The organism is Roseovarius azorensis (assembly GCF_900109455.1).
GTDB classification, from domain to species: Bacteria; Pseudomonadota; Alphaproteobacteria; order Rhodobacterales; family Rhodobacteraceae; genus Roseovarius; species Roseovarius azorensis.
In genome coordinates this window covers 20,820-33,906 of record NZ_FOAG01000017.1, presented here as the reverse complement: position 1 = coordinate 33,906, position 13,087 = coordinate 20,820, and the positions used below count along the sequence as shown (strand labels likewise).

Sequence of the window (13,087 nt, the reverse complement as noted above, 5' to 3'; positions counted from 1 at the left end):
CGCCATGTCTCAGATTTAAAGGTTCTGCCTCAATCTGTGTGGCGCAGTGGCAGCATTCGGGCTCTGAGGAGTTCTGGTCCGGCGCGACCGTACATGGCGCGCTTGAGGGTCTTCAGGCGATTGACTTGGCCCTCAGCCTGACCGTTGCTCCACGGAAGTTCGATGGCATTGCGCACGGCCTCGATGTCGCGGTGCAGCGTGCGGGCAAAGCGCATGATTGGTGGGATGCCAGTCTCAATGGCCAGGTCGATCCATGCGTCCAGCGGGGCGGACTGGTCGCCGCGCAAAATGCCCTGAAACCGCATGGCAAGGCTCCGCATCGTGGCAAAGCTTGGCGATCCGGCCTTCAATGCATCTACCTTTTGGGCCTGGTCTGCGGTCAATTTGCGTCGCGGCTTGATACAGAGCGCCGCTGCGACAACCGGCGAAATGGCGTGACCGGTTTGCGGGTCCCGCACAGGCGCCAGGGGCAGCGGCGTGTCGGTCGGGCCTGCTAGAACGGTTTGTTCATCCCTTCGCCATCCGGCCAGCAGACGTTGCAAATGAGACAAGCTGCCCTCATAGCCATGGCGTTGAATTTCGACCAATAATTCCTGGCCGGACCGGATACCCTGTTTCCAGAGATCGGCCAGTATGCTCTCAAAATACCACGGCGACGTGGGCTTCAATGCAGCTCGGCGGCGGTCTGGTGGCGAGTCGGAGCTCAACCACTTCGCCACACTACGACGCGGGAAGCCGGTCCGACGTCCAATTTCGCTACAAGACAGCCCTTGATCACGAAGCGCATGGATGTTTCGGAAAATTTCCTCACGTGATTTCCGATGAGCAAGACGCGATCGCAGTAGATGATTGGCCGTGCTGATGTTTTCGGCATCTGACAATAGCGCCCGCCCGGTGGCGCGGCCATGCATATTCATCTGCTCTTCAATGGCCTGGCGCAGGTTCTGGACGAGATGGAAACGGTCTGCGACCTGCAGGGCTTGCGGTGCACCCTGACGTGCGGCCTTCGCATATCCGCCACAACGATCCCGACTGATGACTTCAATCTCAGGGTGCTGCCGCAGCCAGCTCGCACAGCTTTCAACGCTCCGATCCGGAAGAATATCAATTACGGTCTGCCGCTCGAGATCGACGATGATGGTTCCGTAAGTCTGCGACTTGCGCCAGCTCCAATCGTCGATGCCAATGACCGTTGGCGGCGGGGCGACGCTTTCCGCACACTTCTTGAGGTGTCGCAGCACCGTGTCATTGCTGACACCGACGCCTAAACGGCGCAAGAGCCGCTCGGCAGGCCGTCCACCCGTGGCGTGCCCCAGATGAACTACAATCTCATCAGCACGCGAAGTTCGACGTGCAAATGGACGCGCAATTGACGAGGTGTAGTCCGAAAAAGTCCGCCGCGGGCACGTGGAAGCGCGACATCGCCACCTGCAGACCCAGAGTGCGATTGTTACCTTGTCGCCAAGTGCAGGTAAATCCTGTAGCCGCCTTTGCCGCCACCCGTGACGACGCCGAGAATGCAAACCACAATCTGGGCAGATGCCTCTCGGTGCCAAAACACCGGATACAAGCCACCGGCCGGAATCACGTCGCTTAACGCCTTGAACCGAAACGTCGCTCCCGGGCGACCAGTGCTTTTTTGAAATCACGACTATCCCTCCCGAATGTTCCAAGCTCAGGATAGTTGCGCCACACAAATTGAGGCAGAACCGTTGGCGCGGACGTGTGCTCGCGATCTATTCCATCGTGATGTACGCGGCCTGGGCCGCGAGCCAGCCGATGGTCGGACTGGCACCGACATCGGGCTTCGTTCTTTTCGCCGTCGTGTCGATCTGCCTGTCGCTGGCACTGGTGCCGATCACGCTGAGCCGCGCGGGCGAGCCGGGTGTCGTGCTTGCAACGCGTCTGGGGCTGAGGCGACTGTTCGCGATCTCGCCGACGGCCCTTGCCGGGGCGTTCGTGATGGGGGCGTCGATCGCGGCCTTCTTCGGGATGGGGCCGGTGGCCAGCCAGCAGGTCGGCTTTCAGGATACCCAGACCGGCACGATCCTCTCGGCGGCCCTGATCGGAGCTTTGGTCCTTCAATGGCCCTTGGGCTGGCTGTCGGACAAGGCCGATCGACGCCTCATCATCCTCGGCAGCAGCCTCACCGGTCTAGTCGCCGCGCTTTCGCTCGGCCTGGTCCTGCCGAGTGCTGCGCAGTTCACTGTCGTGGCCCTGTCCTTCATTCTGGGCGGCGCTCTTCTGCCGCTTTATTCGGTCTGTCTGGCCGAGGTGAACGACCGGATCGACGAGGGCGAGTTGATCGCCGCGGCGAGCGGCTTCGTGCTGGTCTATGGCGTCGGGTCCGCCGCCGGACCGTTTGCGGCAAGCGTGGCGATGGGATGGGTGGGACCGTCCGGCCTGTTCTACTTCATCGTTGCGGTCCTGAGCCTGTTCGCGGCCTACGGCGCCTTACGTATCCGACTTCGGGAGAAGACGATCGTTTCGGACAAGCAGTCCTACATCGCCACGCCCAGCACCAGCCATGCGGCGTTGCCGTTGCATCGGGACGCACCGGATCGGGCGGAAGGGGATCCCGCGCCGCGGTGAGCTGTATCAGGCCGCTTCGGCCGGATGTTTGACGTCTTCGGCGATCTGCTTCAGATCGGCGTCTTCCAGTGTCTCGCGCTCTAGCAGCTGGGCCGAAGAGCTTTCCAGCAACGCGCGGTTCTCGTCCAGAAGCGCGAGCGTGCGCTCGAATATTCTGGCGATCACGTCCTTTACCGCCTGATCCATGCGTTCGGCAGTGGCATCGCTGTAGCGACGATTGACCCATGAGTCCTGGTTGCCCTGGCCGAGGAAATTGCCGCGATCGGTGTCGTAGGCCACATGGCCCAGCCCGTCGTCCATGCCGTAGCGCGCCACCATCGAGCGGGCGATGTCGGTGGCGCGGGCCAGATCGTCTGACGCGCCGGTGGACAGGTGGCCGTAGATGATCTTCTCGGCTGCGCGACCGCCCAGAAGCACGGCGATCTTGTTTTCCAGCTCCTCGCGCGTCATCAGGTAACGATCCTCGGTCGGGCGCTGGATGGTGTAGCCGAGCGCGCCGATGCCGCGCGGGATGATCGACACCTTGTGAACCTCGTCCACGCCCGGCAGGGCCATGCCGACGATGGCGTGCCCCATCTCGTGATGCGCGACGATCTCGCGCTCCTTCTCGTTCAGACGGCGGTTCTTCTTTTCCAGCCCGGCGACGATTCGCTCTACCGCTTGCGTGAAGTCCTCCATCTCGACCCTGTTCGCGCGGCGCCGCGTCGCCATCAGGGCCGCTTCGTTGACCAGGTTGGCAAGGTCCGCGCCGGAAAACCCGGTGGTCAGCGCCGCGATCTGGTCGGGATCGACGCCATCGGCCACCTTGATCTTCTTCATGTGGACCTTGAGGACCTGCACGCGACCGGCCCGGTCGGGCCGGTCCACCAGCACCTGCCGGTCGAAGCGCCCGGCGCGCAACAGGGCAGGGTCGAGGATTTCGGGCCGGTTGGTTGCGGCCAGCAGCACCACGCCCTCGGTCGGGTCGAACCCGTCAAGTTCGGTCAGAAGCTGGTTCAGCGTCTGCTCCCGCTCGTCATGGCCGCCGCCGGGATGCTGACCCGCCGCACGAGAGCGGCCGAGCGCGTCCAGTTCATCGACGAAGATGATCGCCGGCGCGGCCTTGCGCGCCTGCTCGAACAGGTCGCGCACCCGCGCCGCGCCGACGCCCACGAACATCTCGACGAATTCCGAGCCGGAAATTGAGTAGAAGGGCACGCCCGCCTCGCCCGCCACCGCCTTGGCCAGCAGCGTCTTGCCGGTGCCGGGCGGGCCGACCAGCAGAACGCCCTTAGGCATCCGTGCGCCCAACCCGCCGTAGTGCTCGGGGTCCTTCAGGAACTCGACGATCTCTTGAAGTTCCTGCTTGGCCTCGTCCACGCCGGCCACGTCGTCGAAACTGACCTTGGTGTCGCTTTCGACATAGATCTTGGCCTTGCTCTTGCCGATCGACATGAACCCGCCCATCCCCTGCCGCTCGGCGAACTTGCGGATAAAGAAAATCCAGATGCCGACGAAGACAAGCGCCGGCAGCACCCAGGATAGCAGCGTTGTGAGCCAGGTATTCTCGACAGCCCCGGTATAGGTGATATCCGCCTCTTCAAGACGCTCGATCATGTCAGCGGGCACGGTGGTGGCGACAAAACCGGTCTTGCCGTCCTGCGGTTCGATGAATGTCCCGCGGATCGTGTCGCTGCCGATCACAACCTCCTCGATGACACCCTCACCGAGATAATCCTCGAACTGGCTGTAGGGGATCGCGGCAATGGTTTGGGACTGGACCCAGAAATCGCGCAGCAGGACGACCCCGAAGATCGCCAGCAGGATATACCAGAAATTGATCTGTGTTTTCTTGTCCATCGGCGGCAATTCTCCCGGCTCGCTGCCGCCGAGCATAAATTCCGTCACGGCATCTTGACAAGTTTTTAGATCATTCCCAGATGCTTGGATGCGGGATGCCGCTGAATGGGTCCCGGAGATGTTGGTGAGATACGAGGCGTGTGCATGATGCAACGCTTCGGTCCCGTCATCGGCCGCGAGGTGCAGTGAACTGGCCTTGCGTATCGAAACACGTGGTCGCCATGCGTCTTCGTGCAGGCTCTCTTTCCGAGCTCCTCCCTTCGCGACAGTCCCGCAACGTGAAAACGTGGTCCGCTCCGCCGCGGACCCCCGATGTTGTGACCAGGAAGAGGAGGATACGATGCTGAACTACGGACTGTCCCAGGCGCAATGGGATCCCTTCGCGGAACTGCGCCAGCTTCAATCGCAGATGAACCGCATGTTCGAAGGTGGCGGGCGCAGCCAGCGCGCGGGCGATGGCAACTGGCCCCCCGTCAACATGTGGCTGGGCGACGACAGCGTCGTCGTCACCGCCGAGATGCCCGGTGTGGGCAAGGACGATATCGACCTGACGGTGCGCGAGAACACCCTGATCATTTCGGGCAAGCGCAATCCGTCCACCGATGACGACGATGCCGCCTGGCACCGCCGCGAGCGCCCCTCGGGCGAATTCTCGCGCTCCATCCGCCTGCCGCTGCGTGTCGATCCCGACAAGGTCGAGGCACGCGCGAAGAACGGCGTGCTGGAGATCGAGATGGGCCGCCCCGATGCGGAACGGCCGCGCAAGATCAAGGTCAAGGCAAGCTGACGGCCGAAACGAGAGGAGGAAAGAACCATGGCAAACGAAGTGCAGAAAACCGGCGGTGAAGTGGCCCGCAACGAGGAAACCCGCGACATGGGCCCGACTTTCCGTCCCGCCACGGACATCTTCGAGAAGGACGATGTGGTGACGCTGACCATCGACATGCCGGGCGTTGTCCCGGACAGCGTCGATGTCTCGGTCGAGAACCGCTCGCTCACGGTGCGCGGCACGATCGAGGCACCCGTGCCCGAGGGCTACCGTCGCATCTATGCGGAATACGCGCCCGGCACCTTCGAGCGGGCCTTCAGCCTGCCCGACACCATCGACGCGGACAAGATCGACGCCACCCATCGCGACGGCGTCCTCACGCTCACCCTGAAGAAGAGCGAGGCCGCCAAGCCGAAGCAGATCAAGGTCAAGGCCGCGTGACGCGGCCCGGGCCAGCCAGAGAAAGGAGGAAATGAAAATGGCATTCAGCGATCTCATTCCCTGGGGTCGGGACCGCAACAACATGCCCGACCGAAGAGGTGACGACGACAACCCGATGATGTCCCTTCAACGCGACCTGAACCGCGTCTTCGAGGATTTCTGGGGCCGGTTCGACAGCCCTTTCGGCGGCATGGCCGCTGGCGGGCCGCGCACCGACATCTCGGAAACTGACGAGGCAATGCTCGTTTCGGTCGATCTGCCGGGCCTCGATGACAAGGACGTCGAGGTGAACGTCACCGACGACATGTTGACGATCCGCGGCGAGCACGAGGAAAAGTCCGAGAAGGAGGGCTTCACCTCGCAGTCCCGGCGCAGCTTCCACCGCATGATCCCGGTGCCGCCGGGCGTGGACGCCGAAAAGGCCGAGGCCGAGTTCAAGCGCGGCGTGCTGACCGTGACGCTGCCCAAGACCGAGGAAGCCAGGGCGAAGGTGAAGCGGATCGACGTCAAGTCCGGGTGAAACCTGCACGGGCCGTCCGCGGCTCGCGCCCTCGGGGGCGGGAACAACCGCCCCCATTCATTAGTAAATTCATAGAACGCCCGAAGGAGGAAACGAATATGGCAAACGGAATCTGTGATATCTGCAAGCGCCGCCCGGCCTCGTTTAGGGCGCAGGTCTCGGTCAATGGCGAACGCCAGATGATGGAGCTTTGTGACCAGGATTACCGCAAGCTCGCGCGTCAGCAGCGGCGGTCGTCTTCTCCACTGGAATCGCTGTTCGGCGGCGGCTCGCTCTTCGACGAATTCTTCGGTGACAGCCCGCTTGGCGGGATGGGTCGGCGTATCGGCGACGAAAGCGAGGGCCAGCGCATCCCCGTCAACCGCGGCAGCCGGCGCGGACAAGGTGGGGCGAGCATCGCGGACCGTCTGAGCGAACAGGGCAACAAGCTGTTGCAGGAGGCCGCGCAGAAGGCCGGTGAGCTTGGCCGCGCCGAGGTGGATACCGAACATCTGCTTTTCGCGCTGAGCCACAGCGACGTGGTCAGGACGCTGCTGGAACAATTCAAGATCGACGTGGACGATCTGCGCCGCCAGATCGACAAGGAGGCCCCTCGCGGCGAAGCCAGGGAAGGCGACGAAATCGGCGTCAGCCCACGTCTGAAGGATGCGCTGAACCGCGCCTTCGTCGCCTCGAACGAGCTGGGCCATTCCTATGTCGGCCCGGAACACCTGCTGATCGGACTCGCCGAAGAAGGCGAAGGCCTGGCCGCCGACATCCTTCGCAAGCTCGGCCTGACACCGCAGTCGCTGCGCCAGCAGGTCACGAAGGTTGTGGGTCAGGGGGCCGAGGAAGGCCGGGTCGAGACGCCCTCGAACACGCCCGACCTCGATGAATTTTCTCGCGACCTCACGAAACTGGCTCGCGACGGTAAGCTCGACCCTGTCATCGGTCGCGCCCGCGAGATCGAGACCACGATCGAGGTTCTGGCGCGGCGCAAGAAGAACAACCCCGTCCTGATCGGCGAACCGGGCGTCGGCAAGACCGCGATTATCGAAGGCCTCGCGCAGCGGATCGTCGCGGGCGAGGTGCCCGAGGCCCTGCGCGACAAGCGGCTGGTTGAGCTGAACATCAACTCGATGGTGGCCGGGTCGAAATATCGCGGCGAATTCGAGGAGCGCATCCAGAAGGTGCTGAAGGAGATCGAGGCCAACAAGGACGATCTCGTGCTCTTCATCGACGAATTGCACACGATCATGGGCGCGGGCCAGGGCGGCGGTGAAGGCGGGCTCGACGTGGCCAACACCTTCAAGCCGGCGCTGGCACGGGGCGAATTGAACCTGATCGGTGCCACCACGCTCAATGAATACCAGAAGCATATCGAAAAGGACGCGGCGCTGGAGCGGCGTTTCCAGCCGGTCTATGTCGAGGAACCCACGGTGGCGCAGACCATCATGATCCTGCGGGGCCTGCGCGACACGCTGGAATCGCACCACAAGGTGACGATCACCGACGAGGCCATCGTCGCCGCGGCCGAATTGTCCGACCGCTATGTCACCGGCCGCTTCATGCCGGACAAGGCCATCGACCTGATCGACCAGGCCGCTGCGCGCGTGAAGATTTCCGCAACCGCCCGGCCGGTGGATGTGCAGGAGCTGGAAGCGGAGACGAAGCAAATCCAGCGCGAACAGGATTACGCCGCCGCGCGCAAGCAATTCGACCGCGCAGGCGAGCTGAAGAAGGAGCTGGAGGAAAAGCAGACCGAACTGGATGCCCTGCTGGAAACCTGGAAACGCGACCGCGCGTCGGCCAGCGCCGAGGTGCGCACCGATCACATCGCGCAGATCGTCTCGAAACTGACGGGCATCCCGGTGACAGACCTGACCACCGAAGAACGCGAGAAGCTGCTGAAGCTGGAGGACCAGCTGCACGAACGTGTCATCGGCCAGGATCAGGCGATCGGTGCCGTGGCCGACGCGGTGCGGCTGGCGCGCGCGGGGTTGCGCGAAGGGTCCGCCCCCACGGCGACGTTCATGTTCCTCGGGCCCACGGGCGTCGGCAAGACCGAGCTTGCCAAGGCGCTGGCCGAGACCGTCTATGGCGACGAGGACGCGATGATCCGCATCGACATGTCGGAATACGGCGAACGCCACGCCGTCGCGCGGCTGGTGGGCGCGCCGCCGGGCTATGTGGGCTATGACGAGGGCGGCCAGCTGACCGAGCGCGTGCGCCGGCGCCCCTATTCGGTGGTTCTGCTGGACGAGATCGAAAAGGCCCACGCGGATGTCTACAACATCCTGTTGCAGGTCTTCGACGACGGGCGGCTGACCGACGGCAAGGGGCGGGTGGTGGATTTCACCAACACCATCATCATCGCCACCTCGAACCTCGGCTCGGGGATCATCCAGCGCAACCTCAAGAAGCGCGGCACGAAGGAGTTCGACGAGGGCAAGCAACGCAGTGAGTTGATGGAGGTGCTGCGGCAGCATTTCCGCCCCGAGTTCATCAACCGGATCGACGAGATCATCGTCTTCCATTCGCTCAACCGCCCGGAAATCCGCCGGATCGTGGAGTTGCAGCTCGACCGCGTGGCGCGCACCGCGCTTGGCCAGGGCGTCGAGATGGCGTTCGACGAAAGCGTGACCGATCATTTCGCCGCCGTGGGCTTCCAGCCCGAATTCGGTGCCCGCGAATTGCGCCGCCTGATCCGGTCGGAACTGGAAACCGAACTGGCCCGCGCGATGCTCTCCGGCTCGGTCGAGGATGGCGACAAGGTGCGTGCGGTCTGGTCGGCGGAGGAGCAGAAGATCACCTTCGAGAAACAGGAGGTGGCGGAGGAGGACAGCGCCGAACCGGAAGACAAACCGGCTGACACGTCCGGCACCGCCGATGGCGATGAAGACAGTGAAACCACGGACACAAGAGGGGAGTCCGATGCGTCCGAGGAGGCACCGGCGAAATGAGAAAGGAGGACCAAGCAATGACCGATGTCACGAATAAGATCGAGGGCTTTTGCTCGCTCTCGAAGAACTGGTGGGCCTTTGTCCTGCGTGGCGTTCTGGCTGTGATAATCGCCGGACTTGCCTGGTTCATGCCCGTCGAAGCCGTGCTTGCGCTCGCATTGGTATTCGGCGCCTTCACCTTTGCTGATGGCGTCTTCGGCCTCATCGCGGCCGTGCGCCAGATGCGCGAGGGCGAACGCTGGGGCTGGCTCGCTTTCAGCGGTGTCCTTGGCATCCTGACCGGTCTTGTCGTGCTGATCACACCCTTCGTGGCGACGATTGTGCTGACCTTCTTCCTTTGGGCCAGCATCGCGGTCTGGTCGATCTTTTCCGGCGCGTTCGAGATCGCTACGGCGATCCGGCTGCGCAAGGAAATCGAAGGCGAGATATGGATGGGCCTCAGCGGGTTGTTGTCAATCCTGCTGGGTGCGGTCGTCATCTTCTTCCTGACGTTCAGCCCGGCAAGCAGCCTTTTCGCGCTCGGTTGGGTGCTGGCCATCTACGCCGCCGTCTTCGGCGTGACGATGATCCTGCTGGGACTGAAGCTGCGCAAAACCGACGGCGGATCGGGGGGCAGCGCGTCGGCGAAGACAGCCTGAAACCCTGGCAAAGTAACCTGTTCTGAAAGGAGGTCACGATGTTCAGCATGAGAGGACACAACCGGCCACCCTTCCGGCCAAAAATCCCCGGCACCGACCTGCCGTCGCCGGACGTGCCGACGGCGATCATTTACCGCCCGTCCCGCAATGCGATGCAATCGGGCTCGCGGCCCCGTCACTGGATACTGGAGTTCGAACCCGCGGCATCCCCGCAGATCGAGCCCCTGATGGGCTGGACCGCCACGCGCGATCCCTATCGCCCGATCCGGCTCAGCTTCCCGGACCGCGAAAGCGCCATCGACTATGCCGAGCGCCACGATTGGGATTACATCGTGCGCGACGAATGCCGGCGCAGCTCCAAACCTCGACGGGAGCCGATCTTACGGCCCCTCGATCAGCTGGACGAACCGCAGCCGCGCGGTCAGGACGCGACAAAGGTAACCCCGACAGAAGAAATCGGCACCGATCCGGTGGATCTAGCATTGCTGGAGAGCTTTCCCGCTTCCGATCCTCCGGCCTGGACCGGCACGACCCTGGGGGGACGCTGAATGTTACGGGCGCGGGATAGCGGCCCGATTCCGTGCCCGCCCTGCACCTGGGCCGCAATTGCAACGGTATCGCGAACTGAAAGGAGGAGAAACCCATGCCATATCGTAACCTGTTCACCTCGACGGTCAGTGTCCTCGCGCTGACAAGCATGCTGGCCTTGCCGCCTGCCTTTGCCCAGGAGACATCGCAACCCCCGACCGCCCAGACAAACGAGGCCGTGAGCGAGGGCGTCCGGGATGAAGCCACAGCGCAGATCGACGAAAGACGCCAAAAGCTGCTCGACGATGCGACCCGGGCGCTGGAGGAAACCGAGACGGCATCGACCACGCTTGACGAAGACGACACCGAAGCCGCGCTGGAGGCTCTGGCGGTGGCGACCGGCAAGTTGCAAAGCGTCGTGGCCCGCGATCCGAGCCTCGCTTTGGCACCTGTCGATGTGCGGTTGCTCCAGCGTGACCTGCTCGGTGATGTGGAAACGATTGAGGCCTCCCGCGAGGTCATCGAGGATCTGGTGGCCGATGGCAGGCTCCAGGAGGCCCGTCCGCTGATGCGCGAGTTCGCCAGCGAGATCGTCATCGAGACCACCAACCTGCCGTTGGCGACCTATCCAGACGCGCTCTTGCGCGCGACGGCCCAGATCGACGCCGGCGAGATCGAAACCGCGAAACAGACCCTCGAAACGGCGCTCGGCACCCTGGTTATCACCGAAGAGGTGATCGCTCTGCCGGTTCTGCGCGCGCAATTATTGATCGACGCGGCAGAGGAGGCGCTTGCTGAAATGGAGGAGAGCACCGGGGATGCGGACGCGTCAGCGGTCGAAGACGCCGTCGAGAGCGCCGAGCCGGAACCAATTTCCCCTGGCGAGTATGTCGCGGCCGCGCGTAGCCAGCTGAAGATCGCCGAGGCGCTTGGCTATGGCGAAGAAGGTGATTTCGAGGAGCTTCACGACAACCTCGACGAACTCGACGAGAAGATCGACCTTGCCGACAACACCGGCGGCATCTTCGACCGGATCGGAGACAGCTTCATCCGGCTGAAGCAGCGCCTGTTCGATTAAGAGGGGCAGGGAGAGAAACCGAAGATGCTGCGGATCGGTCTATATCTTGCTGCCAACTTCGCCATCCTAGCGGTGCTATCGGTCGCTTTCCGGCTCTTCGGGATCGACAGCTTGCTTGCGGCGAACGGCGTCGATCTGAACCTGACCGCCCTGCTGGTCTTCGCCGCGGTGCTGGGCTTCGCCGGATCGCTGATCTCGCTCTTCATGTCGAAGAGCATGGCGAAGGCGGCTATGCGCGTCCATGTCATCGCCACGCCGCGCAGCGCCACCGAGCGCTGGTTGGTCGAGACGGTTCATGCGCAGGCCGATCGCGCCGGGATCGGGCGGCCGGAGGTCGGAATCTTCGATCACCCCTCCCCGAACGCCTTCGCCACCGGCTGGAACAGCGACGACGCACTGATCGCGGTCAGCACCGGGCTCTTGCACCACATGAACCGCGGCGAGGTCGAGGCCGTGCTCGCGCATGAGGTCAGTCATGCCGCCAATGGCGACATGGTGACGCTGGCGCTGATCCAGGGTGTGGTGAACACCTTTGTGATCTTCCTGTCACGCATCGCGGGGCTTCTTTTCGACCGGCTGATCCTGCGGATCGAGCGCGGCTATGGTCCCGGCTTCTGGTTTGTTTCCCTGATCATGGAGATGATCCTGGGCGTGCTGGCCATGATGATCGTGATGTGGTTCTCACGCTGGCGCGAGTTCCGCGCCGATGCCGGGGGTGCCACACTAGCCGGACGCCACAAGATGATCGCGGCGCTGGAGCGTCTGAAACGGGCGCAGAACGCGCCGCCCCTGCCGGAGGAAATGCGCGCCTTCGCCATCAGCGCTGGCCGGGTGCAGGCGCTCTTTGCCAGCCACCCGCCGCTTGAGAAGCGCATCGCCGCGCTGAAACAGGTCGGCCGGACCTGATGATCGCGATCTTCTCGCTTCTTTTGGTCATCGCCCTGTCGTTGCTGATCGTGCGTATCGGCGCCATCGCCCTCACGATGACGGGCCTGACCGAGGAGGTGGCCAAGTTCCAGGCACTGTCGGCCTTTTCCGGCGCGGGGTTCACCACCGACGAGGCCGAAAAGGTGGTCGCTGGGCCGGCAAGACGACGAATCATCGGAATGCTGATACGGCTCGGATCGGTCGGGATCGTGACGGCGATTTCCACCCTGATGCTGTCGATGATCGGCGCCGACAGGGCGGCGACGATCGACCGGCTGCTCGTGCTTGGCGTGGGTGTCTTTGGGATATTCCTGGTCGCGCGGTCTCGACGCCTCGAACGTGTGGCGACTCCCGTGATCCGCCGCCTGCTTCAGAGAAGCACGGACCTCGATCTGCGGGATTATGCCAACCTCCTGCATCTCAGGGACAACTATGGCGTCGCTAGGGTGGAGGTGGCCGCCGTTGACAGTTGGTCCGGCAAGACGCTGAAGGAGCTGAGGTTGCCGGCAGCCGGTCTCAATGTTCTCGGGGTCGAACATTCCGATGGAAGCTATGAAGGTGCGCCAGATGGGGACACGCGGCTCAATCCCAGAGACCATGTTCTGATCTACGGAGATCGGGAGCGATTGGCGGAGTTGGAGAATGAGGGTCAGGTAAGCCGGCAAGCCTGAAGGACACGAAGAACCGTTTGCTCCGTTGGCCGTAAGCGGTCATTAGGGCCACGGCAGTGAACGGCAGCAAAAGTCCCGCATGTTGCCAGTTCGTGACAAACGCAGCGAAAGTCCGCAACACCCATGGGCTTGTAGGCTTAGG

At 63.3% G+C, this 13,087-nt stretch carries 12 protein-coding genes; 10 read left to right on the top strand and 2 right to left on the bottom strand.

Annotated elements, in window-relative coordinates; translation table 11 throughout:
• Nucleotides 1–29 precede the first annotated feature (29 nt).
• A complete protein-coding gene (locus BSG08_RS17590) occupies nucleotides 30–1,649 on the bottom strand; it encodes an ISL3 family transposase (RefSeq protein WP_425439307.1) in 1,620 nt (539 codons plus the stop codon).
• Between the two features lie 49 nt (nucleotides 1,650–1,698).
• Between BSG08_RS17590 and BSG08_RS17585 the strand changes: the two genes are divergently transcribed.
• The gene (locus BSG08_RS17585) at nucleotides 1,699–2,592 is read left to right on the top strand and encodes an MFS transporter (protein WP_093039158.1); all 894 of its coding nucleotides are present in this window, start codon (nucleotides 1,699–1,701) and stop codon (nucleotides 2,590–2,592) included.
• A gap of 6 nt (nucleotides 2,593–2,598) precedes the next feature.
• On the opposite strand, the gene ftsH is transcribed toward BSG08_RS17585, so the two are convergent.
• Nucleotides 2,599–4,431, bottom strand: a complete 1,833-nt coding sequence (ftsH, locus tag BSG08_RS17580) for an ATP-dependent zinc metalloprotease FtsH (protein WP_093039169.1) — start codon at nucleotides 4,429–4,431, stop codon at nucleotides 2,599–2,601.
• Between the two features lie 340 nt (nucleotides 4,432–4,771).
• Between ftsH and BSG08_RS17575 the strand changes: the two genes are divergently transcribed.
• The 9 genes from BSG08_RS17575 to BSG08_RS17535 all read left to right on the top strand — a co-directional run bounded on the left by BSG08_RS17575 (nucleotide 4,772) and on the right by BSG08_RS17535 (nucleotide 12,945).
• Nucleotides 4,772–5,218 (top strand): Hsp20/alpha crystallin family protein, encoded by a 447-nt coding sequence (locus BSG08_RS17575; RefSeq protein WP_093039157.1) that lies wholly within the window; start codon nucleotides 4,772–4,774, stop codon nucleotides 5,216–5,218.
• A 27-nt stretch (nucleotides 5,219–5,245) separates the two neighbouring features.
• Nucleotides 5,246–5,641 carry an Hsp20/alpha crystallin family protein gene (locus tag BSG08_RS17570; RefSeq protein WP_093039156.1) on the top strand — a complete coding sequence of 132 codons (396 nt, stop codon included), beginning with the start codon at nucleotides 5,246–5,248 and terminating at the stop codon, nucleotides 5,639–5,641.
• Between the two features lie 37 nt (nucleotides 5,642–5,678).
• Nucleotides 5,679–6,161 carry an Hsp20/alpha crystallin family protein gene (locus BSG08_RS17565; protein ID WP_093039155.1) on the top strand — a complete coding sequence of 161 codons (483 nt, stop codon included), beginning with the start codon at nucleotides 5,679–5,681 and terminating at the stop codon, nucleotides 6,159–6,161.
• Between the two features lie 98 nt (nucleotides 6,162–6,259).
• Nucleotides 6,260–9,103: an ATP-dependent Clp protease ATP-binding subunit gene (locus BSG08_RS17560; RefSeq protein ID WP_245770739.1), complete on the top strand. Its 2,844-nt coding sequence runs from the start codon at nucleotides 6,260–6,262 to the stop codon at nucleotides 9,101–9,103.
• Between the two features lie 17 nt (nucleotides 9,104–9,120).
• Nucleotides 9,121–9,741, top strand: coding sequence for an HdeD family acid-resistance protein (locus tag BSG08_RS17555; protein WP_245770738.1), 621 nt, complete (start codon nucleotides 9,121–9,123; stop codon nucleotides 9,739–9,741).
• 38 nt (nucleotides 9,742–9,779) lie between these two features.
• Nucleotides 9,780–10,289: an ETC complex I subunit gene (locus BSG08_RS17550; RefSeq protein WP_217649909.1), complete on the top strand. Its 510-nt coding sequence runs from the start codon at nucleotides 9,780–9,782 to the stop codon at nucleotides 10,287–10,289.
• Between the two features lie 95 nt (nucleotides 10,290–10,384).
• The gene (locus BSG08_RS17545) at nucleotides 10,385–11,347 is read left to right on the top strand and encodes a YfdX family protein (RefSeq protein ID WP_093039153.1); all 963 of its coding nucleotides are present in this window, start codon (nucleotides 10,385–10,387) and stop codon (nucleotides 11,345–11,347) included.
• 24 nt (nucleotides 11,348–11,371) lie between these two features.
• Complete coding sequence (gene htpX, locus BSG08_RS17540) at nucleotides 11,372–12,253, top strand: protease HtpX (RefSeq protein WP_093039152.1); 882 nt, start codon at nucleotides 11,372–11,374, stop codon at nucleotides 12,251–12,253.
• On the top strand, nucleotides 12,253–12,945 hold the full coding sequence (locus BSG08_RS17535) for a TrkA C-terminal domain-containing protein (protein WP_093039151.1): 693 nt from the start codon (nucleotides 12,253–12,255) through the stop codon (nucleotides 12,943–12,945). The genes htpX and BSG08_RS17535 overlap by 1 nt, the downstream gene beginning before the upstream one ends.
• Nucleotides 12,946–13,087 lie beyond the last annotated feature (142 nt).

Excerpts from the sequence above, each read along its gene's own strand:
- BSG08_RS17560 (WP_245770739.1), top strand. The coding sequence starts at position 6,260 with ATGGCAAACGGAATCTGTGATATCTGCAAGCGCCGCCCGGCCTCGTTT.
- BSG08_RS17555 (WP_245770738.1), top strand. The coding sequence starts at position 9,121 with ATGACCGATGTCACGAATAAGATCGAGGGCTTTTGCTCGCTCTCGAAG.
- BSG08_RS17565 (WP_093039155.1), top strand. The coding sequence starts at position 5,679 with ATGGCATTCAGCGATCTCATTCCCTGGGGTCGGGACCGCAACAACATG.
- BSG08_RS17575 (WP_093039157.1), top strand. The coding sequence starts at position 4,772 with ATGCTGAACTACGGACTGTCCCAGGCGCAATGGGATCCCTTCGCGGAA.
- BSG08_RS17550 (WP_217649909.1), top strand. The coding sequence starts at position 9,780 with ATGTTCAGCATGAGAGGACACAACCGGCCACCCTTCCGGCCAAAAATC.
- BSG08_RS17535 (WP_093039151.1), top strand. The coding sequence starts at position 12,253 with ATGATCGCGATCTTCTCGCTTCTTTTGGTCATCGCCCTGTCGTTGCTG.
- ftsH (WP_093039169.1), bottom strand. The coding sequence starts at position 4,431 with ATGGACAAGAAAACACAGATCAATTTCTGGTATATCCTGCTGGCGATC.
- BSG08_RS17545 (WP_093039153.1), top strand. The coding sequence starts at position 10,385 with ATGCCATATCGTAACCTGTTCACCTCGACGGTCAGTGTCCTCGCGCTG.
- htpX (WP_093039152.1), top strand. The coding sequence starts at position 11,372 with ATGCTGCGGATCGGTCTATATCTTGCTGCCAACTTCGCCATCCTAGCG.
- BSG08_RS17570 (WP_093039156.1), top strand. The coding sequence starts at position 5,246 with ATGGCAAACGAAGTGCAGAAAACCGGCGGTGAAGTGGCCCGCAACGAG.